The 20,367-nt window shown below is 51.2% G+C and carries 17 protein-coding genes; 10 read left to right on the top strand and 7 right to left on the bottom strand.

What is annotated here, in order from left to right; all coding sequences use genetic code 11:
• Positions 1–12 precede the first annotated feature (12 nt).
• A complete protein-coding gene (locus QQK89_RS23330) occupies positions 13–915 on the top strand; it encodes an aldo/keto reductase (protein WP_284241089.1) in 903 nt (300 codons plus the stop codon).
• A 245-nt stretch (positions 916–1,160) separates the two neighbouring features.
• Here QQK89_RS23330 and QQK89_RS23325 read toward each other — a convergent pair whose 3' ends face one another.
• Together QQK89_RS23325 and QQK89_RS23320 are read right to left on the bottom strand one after the other, a co-directional pair.
• Positions 1,161–2,099 carry an aldo/keto reductase gene (locus QQK89_RS23325; RefSeq protein ID WP_284241088.1) on the bottom strand — a complete coding sequence of 313 codons (939 nt, stop codon included), beginning with the start codon at positions 2,097–2,099 and terminating at the stop codon, positions 1,161–1,163.
• Between the two features lie 38 nt (positions 2,100–2,137).
• Entirely contained in the window at positions 2,138–3,136 is a 999-nt protein-coding gene (locus QQK89_RS23320; RefSeq protein WP_284241087.1) for a Gfo/Idh/MocA family protein, read from the bottom strand.
• Between the two features lie 125 nt (positions 3,137–3,261).
• Here QQK89_RS23320 and QQK89_RS23315 point away from each other — a divergent pair, with 125 nt between their 5' ends.
• Positions 3,262–4,101, top strand: a complete 840-nt coding sequence (locus QQK89_RS23315) for an AraC family transcriptional regulator (protein ID WP_284241086.1) — start codon at positions 3,262–3,264, stop codon at positions 4,099–4,101.
• 51 nt (positions 4,102–4,152) lie between these two features.
• On the opposite strand, the gene QQK89_RS23310 is transcribed toward QQK89_RS23315, so the two are convergent.
• The 3 genes from QQK89_RS23310 to QQK89_RS23300 form a co-directional block, all read right to left on the bottom strand.
• Positions 4,153–4,554 (bottom strand): VOC family protein, encoded by a 402-nt coding sequence (locus QQK89_RS23310; protein WP_284241085.1) that lies wholly within the window; start codon positions 4,552–4,554, stop codon positions 4,153–4,155.
• Between the two features lie 137 nt (positions 4,555–4,691).
• Complete coding sequence (locus tag QQK89_RS23305; RefSeq protein ID WP_284241084.1) at positions 4,692–5,723, bottom strand: ABC transporter substrate-binding protein; 1,032 nt, start codon at positions 5,721–5,723, stop codon at positions 4,692–4,694.
• Positions 5,724–5,816: 93 nt separating this feature from the next.
• Positions 5,817–7,619, bottom strand: a complete 1,803-nt coding sequence (locus QQK89_RS23300; protein WP_284241083.1) for a helix-turn-helix domain-containing protein — start codon at positions 7,617–7,619, stop codon at positions 5,817–5,819.
• A gap of 132 nt (positions 7,620–7,751) precedes the next feature.
• Here QQK89_RS23300 and QQK89_RS23295 point away from each other — a divergent pair, with 132 nt between their 5' ends.
• Together QQK89_RS23295 and QQK89_RS23290 are read left to right on the top strand one after the other, a co-directional pair.
• Positions 7,752–8,609, top strand: a complete 858-nt coding sequence (locus QQK89_RS23295) for a LysR family transcriptional regulator (RefSeq protein WP_434481750.1) — start codon at positions 7,752–7,754, stop codon at positions 8,607–8,609.
• 126 nt (positions 8,610–8,735) lie between these two features.
• Positions 8,736–9,167: a rhodanese-like domain-containing protein gene (locus tag QQK89_RS23290; RefSeq protein WP_284241081.1), complete on the top strand. Its 432-nt coding sequence runs from the start codon at positions 8,736–8,738 to the stop codon at positions 9,165–9,167.
• Positions 9,168–9,429: 262 nt separating this feature from the next.
• Here QQK89_RS23290 and QQK89_RS23285 read toward each other — a convergent pair whose 3' ends face one another.
• Positions 9,430–10,047, bottom strand: coding sequence for a DUF975 family protein (locus QQK89_RS23285; RefSeq protein ID WP_284241080.1), 618 nt, complete (start codon positions 10,045–10,047; stop codon positions 9,430–9,432).
• Positions 10,048–10,209: 162 nt separating this feature from the next.
• Between QQK89_RS23285 and QQK89_RS23280 the strand changes: the two genes are divergently transcribed.
• The gene (locus tag QQK89_RS23280; protein WP_284241079.1) at positions 10,210–10,494 is read left to right on the top strand and encodes a hypothetical protein; all 285 of its coding nucleotides are present in this window, start codon (positions 10,210–10,212) and stop codon (positions 10,492–10,494) included.
• Positions 10,495–10,563: 69 nt separating this feature from the next.
• Here the strand turns inward: QQK89_RS23280 and QQK89_RS23275 are convergent, their stop codons facing one another.
• The gene (locus tag QQK89_RS23275) at positions 10,564–13,347 is read right to left on the bottom strand and encodes a carbohydrate binding domain-containing protein (RefSeq protein WP_284241077.1); all 2,784 of its coding nucleotides are present in this window, start codon (positions 13,345–13,347) and stop codon (positions 10,564–10,566) included.
• 277 nt (positions 13,348–13,624) lie between these two features.
• On the opposite strand from QQK89_RS23275, the gene QQK89_RS23270 reads away from it, so the two are divergent.
• The 5 genes from QQK89_RS23270 (at position 13,625) to QQK89_RS23250 (ending at position 20,327) form a co-directional block, all read left to right on the top strand.
• The gene (locus tag QQK89_RS23270) at positions 13,625–15,415 is read left to right on the top strand and encodes a cache domain-containing sensor histidine kinase (protein WP_284241076.1); all 1,791 of its coding nucleotides are present in this window, start codon (positions 13,625–13,627) and stop codon (positions 15,413–15,415) included.
• 1 nt (position 15,416) lies between these two features.
• Positions 15,417–16,985, top strand: coding sequence for a response regulator (locus tag QQK89_RS23265; protein WP_284241075.1), 1,569 nt, complete (start codon positions 15,417–15,419; stop codon positions 16,983–16,985).
• A gap of 174 nt (positions 16,986–17,159) precedes the next feature.
• On the top strand, positions 17,160–18,515 hold the full coding sequence (locus tag QQK89_RS23260; RefSeq protein ID WP_284241074.1) for an ABC transporter substrate-binding protein: 1,356 nt from the start codon (positions 17,160–17,162) through the stop codon (positions 18,513–18,515).
• A 96-nt stretch (positions 18,516–18,611) separates the two neighbouring features.
• Positions 18,612–19,496, top strand: a complete 885-nt coding sequence (locus tag QQK89_RS23255; RefSeq protein WP_284241073.1) for a carbohydrate ABC transporter permease — start codon at positions 18,612–18,614, stop codon at positions 19,494–19,496.
• A gap of 3 nt (positions 19,497–19,499) precedes the next feature.
• The gene (locus tag QQK89_RS23250) at positions 19,500–20,327 is read left to right on the top strand and encodes a carbohydrate ABC transporter permease (RefSeq protein WP_284241072.1); all 828 of its coding nucleotides are present in this window, start codon (positions 19,500–19,502) and stop codon (positions 20,325–20,327) included.
• Positions 20,328–20,367: the final 40 nt, after the last annotated feature.

The following is a 20,367-nucleotide window of genomic DNA, read 5'->3' as shown; positions in this document are numbered from 1 at the left end:
GAGTGTATGGCTATGAAGCAAAATCGGTTAGGTAACTCGGAGCTGGTTGTAGGGGAGATTGGACTTGGCTGCATGTCGCTTGGTACGGATGAGGACAAGGCGATTGCCCTTATTCATGAAGCGCTGGAGCGGGGAGTCACATTGCTGGATACGGCGGATTTGTATGATGGCGGCCGGAATGAAGAGCTAGTTGGCAAGGCCATTCAAGGACGCCGCGAACAGGTGGTTCTGGCAACGAAAGTCGGCAACCGGAGAATTCCAGGCCAGGACGGCTGGGCATGGGATCCGTCGAAAGCGTATATTTTATCTGCGGTGAAGGAGAGTTTGCGCAGATTCGGAACAGACTACATCGACCTGTATCAGCTACATGGCGGAACAATCGAAGATCCAATCGAAGAGACGATCGAAGCATTCGAACAATTGAAGCGGGAAGGCCTCATTAGGGAATACGGAATTTCGTCGATCCGTCCGAACGTCATTCGGGAATATGCGTCCCGATCCTCTATCGTTAGCGTGATGAACCAATATAGCATCGTGGACCGCCGCGCCGAGGAGACGGTACTGCCGCTGCTTGCGGACAAGGGAATCAGCATGATCGCGCGCGGACCGGTTGCAAGCGGCGCGCTTGCGGCAAACCGCCAGCCGTCCAAAGGCGTGCTGGACTATGAGCTCGAAGAACTTCTTGCTCTTCGCGGTCAACTGGAACAGCTGACGCATGAGGGACGGAGCCTCTCGCAGCTTGCGATTCGTTACTCTCTTGCGCATCCGTCCGTGGCCGTTGCCATTCCCGGAGCGAGCTCCCGCGAGCAGCTTCTGCAGAACATTGCGGCAGCGGACATGCCGCCGCTTACTGCGGAAGAAGCGGAAATGATTAGAAACATAAGCAAAGCGGGCGTGTATAAGGTTCATCGTTAAAGTAGTAACAGCTGATATTGGTTTCTGGCCGATATCAGCTTTTCTATTGATCTTAACGATGTGCGACATCGTTAAGGAGATAGAAAAGGGAAGAAGTAGAGAGCTTAACGATGTGCCAAATCGCTAAGGAGCGTAAGAACAGGCAACAATGTGTTGAAATGTAGCTAGTTGGATAATTTAACGAAGTGCGAAAACGTGAAATGAGAAAAGCACGCCCCAGGGCGTGCTTTTCTCATTTCACAAATTTATTTCTTATCCGAGCTCAGATCGAGCCAGTTCATCTCGTCGCGCGTAAGCTTAATGCGCGAACCTTCGTCGCAGGAGCGGAGCTCCTCGAGAGATTGGGCGCCAATCAGCGCGCAAGTCGGGAAAGCTTGGTTCAGCACGTAAGCGAGAGCAATCTGGATTTGAGTGACGTTCTTTTCTTCAGCCAGCTGCTTGGCGCGCGCATAACGCTCCCAGTTGTCGTCGCTGTAGAATACGCGGACCAGATCGGCGTTGCTGCGGTCTTCCGGCGTGAAGCGGCCTGTGAAGAAGCCGCGAGCCTGGGAGGACCAAGAGAACAGCGGGAGCTGCTTCTTCTCATGCCAAGCGATCGTCTCTTCGTCGGCGGATACGCAGCCGGACCAGAACGGCTCGTTGGCTTTGGCAAGGCTTAGGTTCGGGCTGCTGAAGGAGAAGCCTACGAGACCTTTTGCCGCGGCATAGTCATTCGCTTCCTGGATTCGCTGCCATGTCCAGTTGGATACGCCAATCGTTTGCACCGCACCGGATTTGATGTGCTCATTCAAGATTTCAATGACTTCGCCGGCAGGTACGTTTGGATCATCGCGGTGCAAGCCATACATATCGATCGTGTCGACCTGCAGACGCTCGAGGCTTGTATTCAGGTCGCTGCGGATCGCTTCGCGACTCACGCGCGGACCGTTGTGGTCATGGTGCGCGCCTTTGGTCAAGATCACCCATTGATCGCGTGTGCCGCGTTCCTTCAAATAACGACCGATCACTTCTTCGCTTTGTCCGCCGCAATAAATATGAGCAGAGTCAAAACAGTTGCCGCCAATCGCGAAGTAAGCGTCCATATTGGCAGCGGCTTTCTCGTAAGAATCATGGTAGAAGTAGTCCGTGCCTTTCATCATGCGGGATACCGGTTTGTCTAATCCTTGCAATTTTAAGTATTCCATAATGTATAAGCCTCCTAAAATGAATGATTAAATTAGACCTAAATTTTTACTCTTGCATGTTCGCGGGCAGACAACAGACAAGCATCGATAACTTTCATATTGCGGATAGCATCCGAAGTAGGGAATTGCAACGATGTGCCGCCCGTAATGGAACGGGCGATCGAATCCGCTTGCTCCGTATACGTATTTACGCTAGACACTTCAACCAGGCGGCGTTCGCCTTCGGTTGTCACGTAGTAGTGGCCGCTCTCCGGCGAGTTGGTTACAAAGGCGGAAGGGACCTCAATAATGCCGTCGGTGCCAAGAATCTCAAGCGGGTTGCGGAAAGCTGCCCACATGCCGCAGTCGAAGGTAAGCGCTACGTTGCCTTCGAATTCAATGAGGCCGGAGGCCATCATATCTACATCGTCATGCTCGGGAGAGAAGAAGGCGTTAACTGTAACCGCTTCCGGTTCTTTGCCGAGCAATAATCTTGCCACGCTGATCGGGTAGCAGCCAACATCATAGATCGAGCCGCCGCCCCACTCTTTGCGGAAGCGGACATTTGCGGAGTCGCCCGGGTTATTGAACGTAAACGCGCTGCGGATTCCGCGAAGCTGCCCAATCGCACCGGATGCGATTAACTCTTTGATCTGCTCGTAGCGCGGATGATAACGGTACATAAAGGCTTCGGACAGAAGTACGCCGGCTTGGTCGGCCGCTTCAACCATCTCCGCGGCTTCATGCGCATTCAGCGCAAGAGGTTTCTCGCACAAAATATGTTTGCCGGCTTCGGCTGCGCGAATAGCCCATTCCTTATGAAGATGATTCGGAAGCGGAATATAAATAACGTCAATCGAGCTGTCCGCAAGCAATGCCTCGTAGCTGTCATAAGCGGTAGGGATATTCAGCTCTTCAGCCGTTTGTTTGGCTTTGTCTCCGTTGCGGCTCGCAATCGCGGCCACCTCGTTTAATTCAGATAAATGAAGTCCTGGAATAACCGCACGTTTGGCTATGCTGGCACATCCCAGAATGCCCCATTTCAGCTTCTTGCTCATGCTTCACCCTCACTTCGTTATATTTGATTTATGACTATATTGCGATTATAGGAGAAGATAATTAAAATTAAAATGATATTATTTTGTATACCATTACAACAATATTGTCATAAGAGGTGTCGGTTATGAAACGTCAAAGCTTGCTCCTTACGCTGCCGAATATGCCTTACTTTTGCCTGCCGGAATCGGTGGGCAATTACCGATTTGATCCCGATCACAGCACCACGCGGGAGGCGGGGGCGCTTAACAATTTCAACATACATTACTGTGTTTCCGGCAAGGGTTATGCCGAGATTGACGGCGTGGTCCATGAGCTTCGGGCTGGAGAAGCGGTACTCTATTTCCCCTTGCAGAAACAGCATTATTACACCAGCCAAGATGAACCGTGGGACGTACGGTGGTTTCACTTTTACGGAGGAACGGGGCTGAGGGATTATTTGATCGAGCAGGGGTTTCACAAAAGCCCGCTGTGGAAGCTGCGCCAGCCGCAGGCGTGGGAACAAGCCCACGAGGACTTGTTAAGCGAAGCGGAGACGTACCGGATGCTGCGGCCCGCGCATCTGTCGATGCTGACTTACCGGCTGCTGACTGTCTTTGTCGAGCATGCCGTTGCGCTGCAAGGGGGGAAGACGGGTACGTCGAGCGAGCGCATTATGGAGCTGCTTCCGCTGATGCAGCAGGAGGCGGTAAAACCTTTTATCCTGGAAGAATGGGCAGATAAGGTTGGCGTAACGCCGTATTATTTCTGCAAGTTGTTCAAGAACGCCACGCGGATGACGCCGATGGACTTTATTACCCGCTGCCGCCTGCAGGCGGCAAAGCAATGGCTGCTTGAGCGGAAGGATGACAACATCGGTCAAATCGCCGAAGAAGCGGGTTATCCAAGCGTGAGTTATTTCAATAAGCGGTTTATGGAGCATGAAGGAATGACGCCAACGGCGTATAGAAGATTGTACGGAGTGTAATATGCAAAAAACGCAGGCGACCTGTAGTAAGGTTTCCGGCGTTTTTTAGGTTTAGCCTTTCGGCATGCGGCTTTCATCCATGTACAGCAAATTCCAGCGGTGACCGTCCAAATCGGCAAATCCCGCGCCGTACATCCAGCCGTCTTGTTCGCTTGGCTTGCCAAAGATGGTACCTCCGGCCAGCTCGACTTGACGAATCATATCATCCACGGCTTCTCTGCTTTCAGCGCCAAGGGAAAATAATACTTCCGCACTGTGGGAGGTGTCCGCAATCTTTGCTTTCGCAAACTTCTCAATCTCAGCATCAGGGAACAGCAAGATGGTTGTTTGTCCGATGCTAAGTTTAGCTCTCACGCTGCCTACATTATTTGCTTGAAAACCAAGCTGTTTGAAAAAGGCAGTCGACTTTTCAACATCCTTGACCGGCAGGTTAATCCATATCTCTTGCGGCATGATTACAGCCTCCTGCATTTATTTTATTTGATTGAGTCTACTATACTCTAAATCTTGCCGCAGAAGCGAATGAATCCTGTTTAATAATAAAGACTGCCCCGAAGTCATGCGTTATGACTTCGGGGCAGTCTTATTAGTTATTTACTCGTTTGTTCGAGCATCGTTTGCGTCAGCGTATCGATTTGTCCAAGGATGGACTTCGCGTCAAAGTAGAAATAGGTTTTGTAATCAAGCGGAATGACGTTGCCGTTCTTAACGGCAGGCAGACCTTGCCAGATTTTGCTCTCCGTCAGAGCCTTCAGCTGTTCCTGGGATGTTTCGGTATAAGTGGAGAGGAAGATGTAATCCGCATTGGCGATATCCGGCAGCTTCTCCATGGAGATTTCCTGATATTGTACGCCGTTGTCGATGACGTTCTTCTGAATCCATTCCGGTGCTTTGAATTGCAAGGCATTGTAGATGACTTCGCCGCCGCGGCCGTAGTTGTCGCCCATCACCGCAATCGTGCCGCCGTCAATCTCCATCAATACTGCCGTCATGCCCGGCTTAAGTTTGCCGGCAAGTTGTTCTCTTGCAGCCGCGGCTTTCGCTTGGTAATCGGCCTCCCAGGCAGCGGCTTCTTTCTCGCGGTTCAGCAAGACGCCGAATTGCTTTACTTCATCATGAACGTTTTTGATCGAATCATAAGGAATAAACAGCGTTGGCGCGATTTTGGACAAGTCGTCGTAGCCTTCCGCGAGCGTATCATTAATTAGAATGAGATCCGGCTTCAGAGCGAGTACCTTCTCGGCCGATGCCGGGGATCCGATGTCGGAAATTTTCGCTTCCTGCTCCTTCAGGAACGGACTGCCCATCCACCATTCCTTGCTCGCGCCAATCGGCTGAATGCCGAGGGAGAGCAGGGTACCATGATAATAACCCGCGACAATGCGCTGCGGATTTGCAGGAACTTCAATATCGCCTTTGACGGTTTTGACCATGCGGGTAGCCGATTGTTCCTCCGTTCCGGCGGCGTTATCGCTAGCTGCAGGCGAGCTTTCGGCGGCAGGTGTCGCTTCTGCTTGCGCAGTATTCGAATTGTTGGCTGAATTGTTGCCGCATGCGCTAAGCAAAGCCAATATACAGATCAGCATAACAGCAGAAAAATACCCTTTTTTCAATTGAAACATGTAACAAACTCCCTCTCTGATAGTAATTATCAATTGAATGATAACAATTCTCGATTAGGATCGTCCATGCACGCTGATGACTAATAATTAGGCTTATGGTGATGTTAGAAGCCGTAACGTTTCTTCTAGTTGAAGCTCCAGGGATAACGGGTCATAGCCATAATAAAGATCGGGATTTGGCGTATATACCCGTCCATGCCGGACAGCCTTAAGCTGCTGCCATGCCGCTGATTGAAGAGAGGCAGGCTTGTCGGGATACCAGATGGAACGGTAATCGAACAGAAAGATATGGTCGGCATCATAGCTAGCAAGCGCATCGGCGGGTACTTCTTTGTTCGGCAACCCGGCTTCGGTAAGTTGCTCGCGAACGCCGGGAGATGGCGTCAACCCTAACTCTTTATAGAGGAGGAGGCCACCCATACTGGTGGAATTCCCGTAGGCGTACAGCTTGTCGGATACGATCTTGAATAGAGTAACCGTCTCCTGCCGCTTGATAAGCGGAGCCAGCAATTGTCTTGCTTCAGCGAGTCGTTGTTCGAAGCGGTTCATCCAGGTGAAGGCTTCATTATTCCTGCCGATTGCATTCGCAAGGAATAACAACGGGGGACGCCAATCATCGTCGGCATCGGGAATCACGCATACCGGTCCGTATTCTCGCAGCAAATCTTCCTGCTTCTGATATTGCTCTATTAATAGGAGATCGGGTTCCGCGGAGGTCAACTTGTCCAGCGTAGCCGGATCATCCGTAATGGGAGCGTCCACAATGAGCATGTTTTTGGCCTCGCTTAGCTGCTCCTTCATCCATGGCTCCAATACGCCTATGTTTGGCTTCACGCCAAGCTTCAGCATAGCTGGAGTGATGTAAGAAGATAACGCGGCATAACTCTTTGGCAGGGAACGGTAGACCGACGGCGCGGTTCCAATCATCTGCTTGAACTTGCGGCTGAAATAATGCTCGCTATGAAAGCCGGTTAGAGACGCAATCTCGTTCATCATCTTGTGAGGGTGGAGCTGGAGCAGTTCCTGCGCTTTGCGTATTCGGATTCGGCACACATAATCGGTAAAGCTGCAACCGGTATCCCGCTTGAATAAGCGGGAGAAATGCTCGGGACTAACGCCGTACAAGAAAGCAAGTTGATCCCGCGTAAGATCCTCCCAGTAGTGATCTCTTATGTAAGGCAAGGCGGATTCCATCCAGTCGCCGGACTCCTGTTGCAAAGCCGCAGGTTCCAGCTTCACTAGAGCAGCAAGCCATTGATAGAAAGCAAGCGTGGTCCGAATCGACTTGTGGGGTCCGGATGAAGTCGCTGCTTCAGCCAATTCGTCCGCTAATCCTAACAGGCGGCCAGGCGCAGCAAGAGGAATAATCCCTTCTTGATGAAGCGGTGATTGGCCAGGCGGATAGGAGCTGTTGCCGGGCAGATGCGGAGTATGCGGGAAGAAAGTAATCCGGTCCATCCTAAGCGGTCGATCGGCATTGTTCATGATGTACATGCCGCAGCCTGCCGGAGCATACATCGCCATGCCGGCTTGAAGGCTATATTTTTGCGCATGGGTATGAATATCCGCGCTTCCTTCCCGGACGAGCAGGACCATGTCCGATGCGGTTACGTTCCATTCTTTGGGCGAACGCGGCGCATAATTTAATCTGTGCAGGGATTGGAAGAGATAGGTTATTTCGCTGGAAGCCGCTTGAACTTCGGGCATAGCTGGCCTGTAAGCCTTGCGGCCCTGCAACTCACCGCGGATGCGGATCAATTCCTCTTCGCTTAATGCGCCTAAATATTTCTCGGTCCGATGCCTTCGGCGTCCTTGCTCGTCGACATAGGAACTGACAATGCGGTAATAGGTATACGTTTTGCCATGCTTGCGGACAAGCTGTTTTTTCAGGAACATAGTAAGTGATCTCCTAGGGTTGAGGACTATTGTAGGGATAAACTTAGTTTGCATAGAAGGAGGTAGTGGAGTCAAGCGGCTTTTGTGATATGCTGTTGGCAAGAGAGGGTGATCAGGTTGGAGCTTACGTATTTGAGAACATTCCATGAGGTAGCCAAGAGTGGGAGCTTCACCCGAGCAGCCGAGAATCTCGGCTATGCCCAGTCCAGCATTACGACTCAGATTCAGCGGCTGGAGGAATCGTATGGGGCGGTGCTGTTTGAACGATTCGGCAGAAGCATGAGATTGACCCTGGCCGGCGAGTCTCTGCTGCCTTATGCGAAGGAAATGATCCGTCTCCATGAGGAATCCAAGGAGGTCGTCTCCAGACAGACCAAGGGAACGCTCACGATCGGCACGATTGAGACGCTCACCGCTTATTATTTGCCGCCGTATTTGCAAAAGTACCGGGAGCGGTTCCCGGATGTCAGCATTATGATTCAGCCGGCAAATGAGCCGTTTATTATTGAATCGGTCAAAGATGGCACGCTGGATGTCGGTATTATTCTGGATCCGCCGTTTGCCGATCCGGAGCTGCACACGCAAGTGCTGAGGGAAGAAGAACTCGTCATTATTGCAAGTCCGGAGCATCGGTTCAACCAGCTAAGCAAGGTTAAGGCAGGGGATATGAACGGGGAAACGCTGATCCTTACCGAAGACGGCTGCACGTACCGGGCGATGCTGCTCAAAGCGCTTCGAAGCAGTCAGATCGACTGCAAGCCTTCCTATGAATTCGGCAATCTTGAAGCCATCAAGCAATGCGTCATGTACGGCCTTGGCATCGCGTTGCTGCCGCGCATTGCGGTGGCGGATGATATAGACAAGAAGAAGATTATCGGGCTTCCGTTCGTCCATCCTGAATTCCGGTTCTATACCCAGCTTATTTACTCCAAGAAGAAGTGGCAATCGAAAGCGTTCGTCGGATTCATGGATTTGTTCGAAGCGGAATGAAGCAATCATCAGAATTATTGAAGTATGCCATCGATAACCATCGATAACTCCGTTGTTAGGGAGCATGATATATTGAATTCAACAAGCCAAGGCATTTGGCAAATCCCCTAACTGGAGGCCATAACCATGACAACAACATTTTCTCTCGTGCTTGAAACACCTGCAGCATCCCCGGAAGCAATACATCGCCACTACATGAACAAACTATCGGTTGAGACCGACGTGGCGGATGTTTATTACGATATGCAGCATGGTCTGAACGACTTCCTGCTGATCGACGTTCGCAGTCCGAAAGCTTATGCGGAATGCCATATTCCAGGCGCCATCAACTTAACGGCGAGAGAGATGACGGAGGAGACAACGGCGGCTTTCTCGAAAGATCAGCTTATCGTCGTCTATTGCTGGAGCCCGGCTTGCAACGGCGGCACAAAAGGCGCGGCGCGCTTGTCCGGCCTTGGCTTCCAAGTAAAAGAGATGATTGGCGGCATCGAGTACTGGCGCAAAGAAGGCAATCCGGTAGAAGGCACGCATGTGGAGACGGCTCCAATGGTCGGCTAATAAATAAATGAAGGCCAGATTCCCGATAAGAGGGAGTCTGGCCTTGTTACTTCTGCTAACGAAACGTCAAATGCTTATTGGTGGGAAAACAGTTGTTTTATTGATCTAACGAAACCTCATAGTGTTATTTGACTGGTTTTCGGTATTTTATTGGGCATTTGCATCAAATAGCTATACCGTGCTTCGTTAGAAACTTTAATCACTAAATTCAGTTCCAATAGCGTTACCATGTTTCGTTAGAAGTTGTGCGGCGGTAAACTGGTCAGAACGAATCGGGAGCCGGGGCCGGGAATCTGCCCGTCACGTTATCGTAGAAGTGGGCATGCGTTACGCTGACGTACGGAGCCAGCCACAAGAAGCCAAGGCCGCAAGGGATCGCGGCGAGAATAGCCCAGCCGATGAAGGTGAGCTGCAGCACGAAGTAGCGCCATTTGTTGCCCTTCATTATTTGTTTGCTCTCGTCGATGGCGGCCATGATGCCGATATCCGGGTTGTCGCGAAGGATGAAATAAGCCTGGGAGTAACGAAGCGCGGCGATAATGCCCGGGATCACAAGCAGCAGCGTCCACAAGAAGGTGAACAGGCCAACCATAAAGTACAGGCAGAACGCTTTGATAAAAAGCGAGAAGCCGCTGAACACTTCCGATACGGGCGGGTTTTCTTTTCTGGCGATGCCAAGGTAAAAGCTGATAAGCCCTAGCGAGATGGATCCGCTGACCAATATGCTGACCAGATTGCCGAGAAACGGGAGCAAATAGTTGATTAGACCAATGACGGCCCCCATCAGCAGGGACAATACAAAGCCCCCGACTGCTTTTCCCCAGTTGCCTCTCAAGCTGTCGCGCGCTCTTGCCCGCAGTTCCGAGTACGATGCGTTCATGGAATGTACCTACCTTTCTGAAATAAGAATGATAAGCATATGCTTAGAGATCAATAGCCATATATACGGGAGCAACCGGTGTAACATTCCTGTATACAGGCAAAGGAGAACAAATCCGTCCGGCGAATAATAAAGGTCATATAGACAATAGGGGGAAAATCGTTGAAGAAGTATTTGGTTATCAGTCAAATCATCTATTTATTGTTTTTGATTCCGTGGCTGTTTACGTTCGGGATGTCTTTTTTTGCGTTCGATAACGGCTTCAGTGCGTGGAATATCTTATTTGTAATCGGCATTGCCGTCTATCCGCTCTTTATGATTACCAGTTCCATCGTAGCCTGGACCCTTCACCGTCGCCATAAGCAAGCGGCGATTATTACGAACTGCGTACCCATGTTATGGGTAGGCAGCATCGGAACGCTGCTTCTCTACGCGACATTATCATAGGATGACAAAAAAGCCCCCTCAACCCGGCACAGGCCGGACCATGAGGGGGCTTTTGCATGTTACCCGCTATTAATACGTCTTCACCGCATCGATATTAATGCTGCTGCTGCCGGTGCTGCCAGAGCCTTGATTAATATAGAAGTTGATTTCGGCAATGGAGCCAAGGTCGCGGGTACTGTTGCCGCCGCTGTACCAGCTCGGACGCGCAAAGCTTGAGAACGGCAAGGTTAGCGTAGTTGCCGTTGTGCCCGACAGTACATAGGTCGTCTCCCACGGTTCGCCGCCCGATTCTTTGAACTGCACGGTGAGCGTACGGTTCGAGCCGTCCGGCTTCACCCATAACGTGATGCCGGTCTTGCCGGTCCAGTTGGCGGAGACCGGATGAATGACGCCAGCGTAGTTGGCTGCAGTTGTAATGCTGTAGCTCAGCTTCATGCTGTTTGTTCCGTCGCTCTTCATCGCTGTGTCCAGCGTTGGCGTAATTGCGCTGCCGGAAGAGTTCATCGTATAGACGGCCTGCAGCGCGCTATTCGAAGCGTAGCCGTCAAAGCTGTCGATGGCATCGCTTGGAGGCTGCGTACCTCCGCCTACTTGCCCTGCCGTAACGGAGTCGAAATAGATGGAGCTGCTGCCGGTCGACCCGGAGCCTTGATTGACGTAGATGCTGTATTCCTTAATGCTGTTCAAATCTTTCGCGCCGTTGCCGCCGCTATACCAGCCCGGATGATTGAAGGAGCTGAACGGCAGGTTAATGACGCCGGCCGTTGTACCGGACAAGGTGTAATAAGTTTCCCATAACTCGCCGTTTGTTTCCTTGAATTGAATGGTCAAGGTACGGTTGGAGCCGTCCGGCTTGAGCCATAGCGACAGGCCGGTTGTGCCGGACCAGTCGGCAGTGCCTAATTGCTTCGTTGCACCCGCGAAGTTGGCGGGAGAAGCCGCGATCGTATAGGCGAACTTCATGCCGTAGGTACCGTCGTTTTTGTTAGCGGTATCGCGTGTAACCGTCAAAGCTCCGCCATCCGTGTTGCGGACATAAGCGCTTTGCAAAGCGCTGTCTGACGCATACGAGTCAAACGCATCAACCGATAGCGACGTTACTTGAGCAGCGGTTGTAAAGGTTAACCCGGCATTCGAGGCGTTTGTTGATCCGGTGCCGTTAACCGCGGTTACCTTCCAATAATACGTTTTGTTGTAGGCAAGCGCGGTTCCCGGCGTATACGAAGTAGAAGTCAGTCCGCTGGCGTTAATGGCCGGGCTCGTGTACGAGCTGTTGTCGGCAACGACAAGCGTATAACTTGCCGCGTTGCTGGAAGCATTCCAGGTGAAAGTCGGCAGTACGTTTTGACCCGTTGCCCCGCTTGCAGGCGAGCTTAATGCAAAAGCGCCCGGAGCCGGCAGAGCGGTTCCGCCGGTCGCATAGACAGGCGAATAAGCGCCGGCAACCCCTGCGAGGTTATGGGCTTTCACTCTGTACCAATAAGCCGTACCCGATACGGAGGTTGAATCGGTCCAAGGCGTATCCATATCGGTTGCGCATTGGTTGCAAACAACGGTAAACGGACCGCTTGCTCCCGCGGTCGAGCGCTCGACCGAGTATTTATCCGCCGCTGCAGCGCCTCTCCACTTCAGCTGAACTTTGCCGCCGCTTGCTTGATGTCCCGTAACAAGCGGCGCGTCCGGAATGCCTGCCGCAGGCACGGCGATTCCTCGCATGGCATAAGCATGGTTGCGCAGCTGCTGGGCTTTCGCGCGCATGTCGGTTGTGGTGCCCGGATAATAGATCGTAAATCCGTCGTTATGCACTTTGTAGCCGTAATCGTCGTTTTGTCCGAATAACGCCCAATACGCGCTGCCTGCAATAGCCGGATGGGCTTCGATGGCAGCAAGGAAGTTGGCGAGCGATCCGTAAGTTTCAAGGTTCCAGGCAAACTCGCCTACAACCATTGCTTTGCCGGCCGCTTGAACCTTGTTGGCTTGCGTGTTCAGGTCGGTTACCGACAAGCCTTTGCAGCAGGCGCCTACGGCAGGCCACTGATAGAAGTGGTCGCTATAAATATCGACGCTTGCGATGGAGAGATGGGCATCCTTCACGCCGTAAGTACCGTCAACAACGAGATGGTTGCTATCGATGCTTTTTAAATAATCGGCGATTTCCTGCGTCCAGTTCTTCATGGCCGTCGGATTGTCATACCAGCCCAGCTCATTGCCGGTTTCCCACGCCATAATGGTTGGGTCGTCTTTGTATTTAACGCCGGTGTACGTATTGGTGCGGTTAAGAAGGACGTTCAAATGCTGCTTGAAGGCGCTGATAATTTCCGGTTTGTAATAGAACTCGTAGCCGGTGTAGCTGATTCCGTCATCGGGATAGCCGAACCAGCGCGTCCATGATTTTTTGCCGCCATGGTAGTAGTCGTATTGGTCAATGAGAGGAAGGACGAGGCGAAGTCCCTGATCGCCGGCTGCCTTAATGGCATAGTCGAGCTTCTTGAAGGCTTCTTCGTTGTATGTATTGAGCGTTGGCATAATACATTTGGCGCAGCCAAAGGAGTTGGCGGCATGGGAGCGGATGACGGTGGCACCCATTTCTTTGGCCGTCTGCATAGCGTTGTTCACGCGGAATTCGGTCGGGAAATCGGTCGGATTCTCGTCGAGGCCAATCCAATACAGGTTGGGGCCGCTGTAGCGGAAGGGCTGGCCGTTCAGCATCAGTTGGCTGCCCGAGCGGGTAACAAAGCCGGATACGGCCGCGGATGCTTTGTTCGCCGGGGGACCAACAAAGGATAACAAAGACATAAAAGCGATAAGCAGAGCCAAGGCGTAGGAGAGCATGCGAAATCTGGATTGGATCACTTCATAACCTCCTTAAAATTTGGACTAACTATTTATGCGGCATACCTCGATCCCAGAAAATGTAAGCGCTTAACCTCCTTTCCGCAACAAATACGCATGCCGCGTGCTACTAATCTAACGCCAACTATGGTGCCCTGGCTATTGGCTAATTTTTAGGTTTATTGCATTCTCTTTAGGGGGTTGCGACGGGACAAGAAGAAAGAGTTGCCGGTAGGGGGACTCTGTGTCAGAATCACAAGTGAACGCTTACATTTTTGGTGAACAGGAGCCGGCGCAAATGAATATAGGACGTGACTTTTTCCGTTTTAACGGCTTTAGCGGCATGACGATGCAGAAGAAGCTGATCATCGTATTTGTCGTTCTCATCATTATCCCCATCTCGGCGACGGGGTTTATTTCCTACCAGAACTATATCCAATCTATTAATAAAAACACGAAAAACTATGTAACCGAACTGATCAGCAACATGCAGACGAATCTGGACAGCCATCTGGAGGATATGATGACCGTCAGCAAAATTCCGCTCTATTCGGTGGATATGCAGCAGTACATGAGTCACAGGGAGTTAACGTTGGAGAAGCAGCGGCAGATGGACTTCTATATCGGCCTTCTCGACAGCATGAGAAAAGATCTCTACTCCGCGTATCTGTACGATAATTACGGCAACGTGTTCTACCGGATCAGGACGGATGCCATCCGCGAGGATATGATGAGCCAATACGAGGAATGGAAGCAGCTTGCGATAGAGGGCAACGGCGATCCTGTCATTATTCCAACCCAGAGGGTGATGCGCGCGAACGGATCGCCGCAATATTTGTTTACGGTGCTGCGGAGCATCCGGGATATCGGCACGCTGGAGACGATCGGTTACGTAGCGGTGGACGCGGATATTCGGGTTATCGAGGGCGTTGTCCAAGAGCTGAATACGGTAACGAACGGGAAGACGCTTATTATTGACGGACAGAACAACGTAGCTTACGACAGCGATCATCTGCTTACGGCAACCAATATAACGGGCAATGAAGTCATTAAGAAAGCGGTTGGCGACCAAGGCAGCTATAACGTTGTGGTGGACGGCGTTTCGTATATTTGCAGCTACTCCGTATCGAAGGATACGGGGTGGAAAATATTTGCTTTTATTCCCGTTAACTATTTGCATCACGATGCCGAAATAACAAGGAACGTAACGCTGACTACAACGATTGGGATCATCAGCTTTGCGTTGTTGGTTTCGGTTGTACTGGCTTTTATGATGACTAGGTCGCTGCGGCAGATGACGGATCTGATGCGTTCGGTGCGCGGCGGCAATATGGATGTCAGCTTTGACGTGAAGCAGAAGGACGAGGTGGGCATTCTCGGCACGGAATTCAACCGCATGCTCCGAAGGATGAAGGAGTTGATCTCCGAGATTTATGTTATTCAGTCCCGCAAGAAAGAAGCGGATCTGGAGGCGCTGCAAAGCCAGATCAACCCTCATTTTATATACAACACGCTGGAGACGATCCGGATGACCGCCGAGATTAACGACGATGAAGAAGTGGCCGAGATGACTTTTACGCTCGGGAAGCTGCTCAGGTACAGCATTAACCGGGGACGCGAGACGGTGGAGCTAAGGGAGGAACTGCAGCATCTGGAGCGTTACCTTCAATTGCTCCGTTACCGGTTCAGCAACCGGTTTGTCGTCATCTTTGACGTCCCGCAGGAGCTGATGGCGTTCCCCGTCATGAAGCTGACTTTCCAGCCGATTGTGGAAAACGCGATTCTTCACGGAATGGAAGGCAAGCCCAACGAGGTTACGATCCGCTTGTCGGCAGAGCTGAAGGAGCAGCTTATTATTATTGCGATTAAAGACGAAGGTTCCGGCATGGACGGCATGACGCTCGATTTGATCCGCCAATCGATGAACGGTACCCGCGAGGCGGGAAGCTCCAAGACCGGGGTTGGACTGCGCAATGTGAACGAGCGGATCAAGCTGCATTACGGGGAGACCTACGGTCTGGAAATCGAGAGCAAGTGGGGAGAAGGCACTACGGTTTATTTGAAACTTCCGAGAAAGCATGGTGACTGACATGTTGAGCATTATGATTATCGATGATGAAGATTTGATCCGCCGCGGGCTGGAGAAGATTGTATCCAAGCTAAGCGAGGAATATGTGGTCGTCGGCAGCTTCTCGAACGGCTTTGAGGCTTCCCAGGAGCTGAACCGTCTGACGCCTGACGTTGTTATTACCGATATCAAGATGCCCTACATGGACGGGCTGCAATTCATAGAAGAACTCCGCCACCGATTGCCGGACACGCGTTGTCTGATTCTAAGCGGCTACAATGATTTCGATTATGCCCGCACGGCGATGCAGTATGGCGTTAAGGATTATTTGATCAAGCCGGTGGATAAGGAAGAGCTCATCGCGAACTTGTCCCAGATTCATGAGGACCTGAAAGCGGCGAAGCAGGAAAAAGAAAAGGAGCAGCTGCTGAGCAAAAAAGCGCAAATGAGCGATTTGCTGCTAAGAGAACAGCTGCTGCGCAAGCTGCTTGGCGGGGAAGGCAGGGAAGCTAAGGAAGGCAACGCCGGAATGTCCGCTGAAGGGGCTACGCCTGCTGCTTTTGAACAGTCTTATGCGGTGCTGACTGTCCGGGCGTCAAATCAAGCGATGAAAGAGCAGATTCTTGATTGGGGTAGAACGATGGCGTCGCAAGGGATCGATAGTGTCGCTATGGAAGCGCAGATTGTCGCTTTGATTGTTCCCTCGGAGAAAGAGGAAGAGCTTGGGAAGCGGGCGCATGGAACGGCGCTTCGACTTATGAACGATCTTCAGTTTGCCGCTAAAGGCAAGTTTGTTGCGGGCATTAGCGGAGGCTACATAGGAAGCGGGACGGCTGCTTCCGCTTATCAAGAGGCGCTGGCATTATCGTATGCCGGCATTTATAAACGCGAGGCTTTTGGTTTCGTAACGGCGAAAGAAGGGGCTAATGTTTCGGTTGAACCGGCTTTTTTCACGGCACTGATGGAAGGGGACTTCACGCACGCGCTGGAGAGGCTTGATGCGGAGGGGATCGGCGCAGCCGTTCAGCGGATGTTCGTAGAGATTGAACGGGTTCGGCCGCCATATGCGGAACTTGTGCAATTTATGGCGAACCTGCTCTATACCGCCGTGCAAAAGGTTGACGGTCTGCTGGATGAGCTCGTTAAGCTGACTCCCCCCGGGGTAGGGGTGTACCAGTCGGTTGCGGACTTTTTCAACTTAACGGAGCTGAAAGAACGAATCTTGCATTTGCTCGAGCTGTCGCTCTACCGGCTGGCTTCGCTGCGCAAAGAAGGCAACCGGGTCATTGAGACGGTCAAGCAGCTGATCCAGCAGGATTATGATAAAGATCTTGAGCTGACGGAGTTGTCGGAGAAAGTATTCCTGAACCCGAGTTATCTCAGCACGTTGTTTAAGCAGGAGATGGGACAGACGATTACGCAATACGTGCTGCAGCTGCGGATGATGAAGGCGAAGGAGCTATTGAAGAAACGTCTGGACCTCAAGGTTTATGAGGTGGGTGAGCAAGTAGGCTACCCGGACTCGATCTACTTCAATAAAGTGTTTAAGAAGATGGTAGGCATTACGCCGAAGGAGTATCGGAATTTGTGAGCACGGGCAGCCGCGGAAAGAACGAATAAGAGGAAAAATGCGTTTCGAAGAAAATTTTTAACTCCCAAAAAAAAGACCATAAACAAAAAAAAGCGACATTAAATTATGAAGGCGCTTTCTCTATAATCGGTTTTGTAAGTAAGCGCATTCAACATATTTGAGGGGGAGTCGGGTTTGAACAAGAAGCAGTTAATTTCCACAATGGCCGTCTTGGGCCTTGCAATGACAATGGCAGCAGGATGCGGCTCAAATAACGGAAATAACGAAGGGGCAGCAGCGCCAAGCAACAACAAAGGGAATAATGCCGCAGCTACAACGGAGGCGGATAACGCGGCAGCATCAAACGCGGCGGCAAGCGAAGAGCCCGCTGCTCCAGCAATCTCCGGCAAGGTTGTATTTACAACAAACCGGACGGACCTGGTAGATACAGAGCTCAAGAACTACGCTACCAAATTCCATGAGAAATATCCGGATGCGACGGTCGAGATTGAAGCGATCAAGGATTACGACCAAACGACCAAAATCCGCATGGCATCGAACGAACTCGCCGACATCAGCTTGATTCCGGGCACAGTGAAAAATTCCGATCTGCCGAACTTCTATTTGCCGCTTGACGACCTGGGCTTGAATGACCGCATTTACTTCAAAGACAACCGCAGCCAAGACGGCAAGCTGTACGGGATTTCCTCCGGCAGCGCCGCGATGGGCGTGACGTATAACAAAAAAGCTTTTGCGCAAGCGGGCATTACCGCGGTTCCGAAGACATTAGACGAGCTGTACGCTGCAGCCGATAAGCTGAAAGCTGCCGGCATTATCCCGCTCGCAACCAACTTCAAAGACAAATGGCCGCTGTACGGCTGGGATCAAGAAGCGTTTATTTTCGGCAATGACCCTGCCCTTCACAATACGATGGCCACGCAGGACGAACCATTTGCGGTTGACGGCCCTCACTGGCAAGCGTTCTCCATTCTGAAGAAAATGGTGGACAGCGGTTATGTCGAGAAGGACCTGATGTCGACGAACTGGGAAGGCTCGAAGAAAGATGTAGCTTCCGGCAAAATCGCGATGTTCCTGCTGGGCAACTGGGTTGTGCCGCAAGTCGTCGACAACGGCGCTGCCGCTGAAGACGTAGGATTCTTCCCGCTGCCACTGGATAACAGCGGAGAAGCGAAAGTTATACTTGCTTCCGACTACTACTACGGTATCGATAAGAACAGCGACAATCCGGAGACGGCAAAAGCTTTCCTCAAATTCCTCATTGAAGAATCCGGTTATGACGATTATGCAGGTTTCATCCCTGTACTCAAGGACAAACAACCTAAGCTGGCTCAGCTGAACGAGTTCATGGCAACGAATCCGAAAGTCATCGAGATGTCTGCCGAGAACGACGATTACCTCGCTATCGCGAACAAAATGCAATTCGATACAAGTGCTTTCGCGCAAGATGCGATTATGGGCAAAGACATGAAAGCCGTATTTGATTCCTACAACAAGAAGTGGAAAGATGCGAAGGCATCCGTAGGCAAATAAGGTTAATAGCTGGACTTAAGGGAAGAGAAGATGTTTATCGGCGGAATCGATAACGTTTTCTCTTCCTCCTTATCAAGGAGTAAAGAAGGGTTGCCGATGTTTGCAATGAGTTACAAGGTACAACGTTATGTCATTCTGATTTCGTTCCTCACGCTTCCGCTGCTCTTGCTTGCTGTATTTTCCTTTTATCCCGCGCTTTATCTGGCTTGGCTTAGCTTTACTTCATGGGACGGCTACAGCCCGAATAAAGCGTGGGTTGGCTTTAACAACTACAAGGATATATTCACGAATGCGGATATATTCAAGGTGCTCTCCCATAACTTCGTATACTTCATAGGCGGGATCGTTCAGAACATAGTCGCTTTGTTCTTCGCGGTGCTGCTGAATTCAAGGCTGAGAGGGCGAAACACCTTCCGGGTGTTGCTCTTCCTGCCCTACATTATGAACAGCGTGGCAATTGCTTATATGTTCACCTACGTTTACGACGCGCAGAACGGATCGCTGAATGCGCTTCTCACGTCCGTCGGGCTGGAATCGTGGATTCGGAGCTGGATGGGGGATGCGGGGATCGTGAACTACTCGCTTGCTTTTATATCCGCGTGGAAGTTCATGGGCTTTAACATGGTTATATATTTAGGCGCTTTACAATCCATTCCGGGCGATCTGTACGAAGCTGCCAAAATCGACGGAGCAGGTCCGTTCAAATCTTTCCTGTACATCACTTGGCCGAGCATCATTAAGATTGTGGAGCTCAGCATGCTTCTTACCGTCAGCGGAGCGCTTGAGGTGTTTGATCTGCCGTTTGTCATGACGAAAGGCGGACCGGCCGGCGCGAGCCAGACCTTTGTGACGCAAACCGTCGAGACGGCATTTAACTTCAGCAATTACGGTCTCGCTTCGGCGATGGGGATGGTGCTGCTCATTATCGTGGTGCTGGTTATCTTTGTACAACGGAAGTTGATTTTGCGGGGGGAGGACTAACGAATGAAGGCTAAGGCACTTGTGAATCTGCTCAAATACGTCATTTTGCTCGCGGCTGTTTTCGTTATTTTATTTCCCCCGTACGTGGTTATCTTGAACGCGTTTAAGGGCAACGAGGAATACGCCAAATCCGGCGTGTTTGATTTCCCGAATTCTTTTGCTTATCTCGATAATTTCAGTACCGTGTTTCACCGCGGCGACATGCTGAACGCTTTTACGAATACGGGGACGATTCTTGTCTTGTCGGTTCTCGGCAACGTGCTCATGGGTACAATGGTGGCGTTTGCGCTCGGACGGTTTAATTTCAAGCTGAAATCCTGGATTCTTGGCGCTTATGTGGCAGCAACGCTTATTCCGTCCGTCACTACGCAGGTGGCTACCTTTGGCATTATCAAAGAGCTTGGCTTGTTTAATTCCTTGTACGGTCCGGTGCTGCTCTACATCGGGACAGACGTCGTGCAGATTTACTTGTATTTGCAGTTTATCCGTCACATTCCTTACGATCTCGACGAAAATGCGATGATCGAAGGCGCGTCGCTGTTCCGGATCTACCGTTCGATTATATTCCCATTGCTGGCGCCGGCTACGGCAACCGCGGTGATTCTGAAGAGCATCTCCATCTACAACGATATGTATATCCCGTATCTGTACATGCCGTCCCAGAAACTGCGGGTCGTCTCGACCGGGCTTATGAACTTCGTTGGCGTCAACAGCGCGCAGTGGAACGTGGTATGCGCGGCGCTGCTCATTATCCTTATTCCGACGACCATCCTCTATCTCTTCATGCAGCGTTTCATTTTCTCGGGGATCGTCAGCGGTTCGGTCAAATAACTAAAGTCTCAATTACCTTTGGCTTATGCTTACGAAGTAT

The sequence above is a fragment of the Paenibacillus glycanilyticus genome (assembly GCF_030161375.1).
GTDB classification, from domain to species: Bacteria; Bacillota; Bacilli; order Paenibacillales; family Paenibacillaceae; genus Pristimantibacillus; species Pristimantibacillus glycanilyticus_B.
This window is presented reverse-complemented; position numbering and strand designations above follow the sequence as displayed.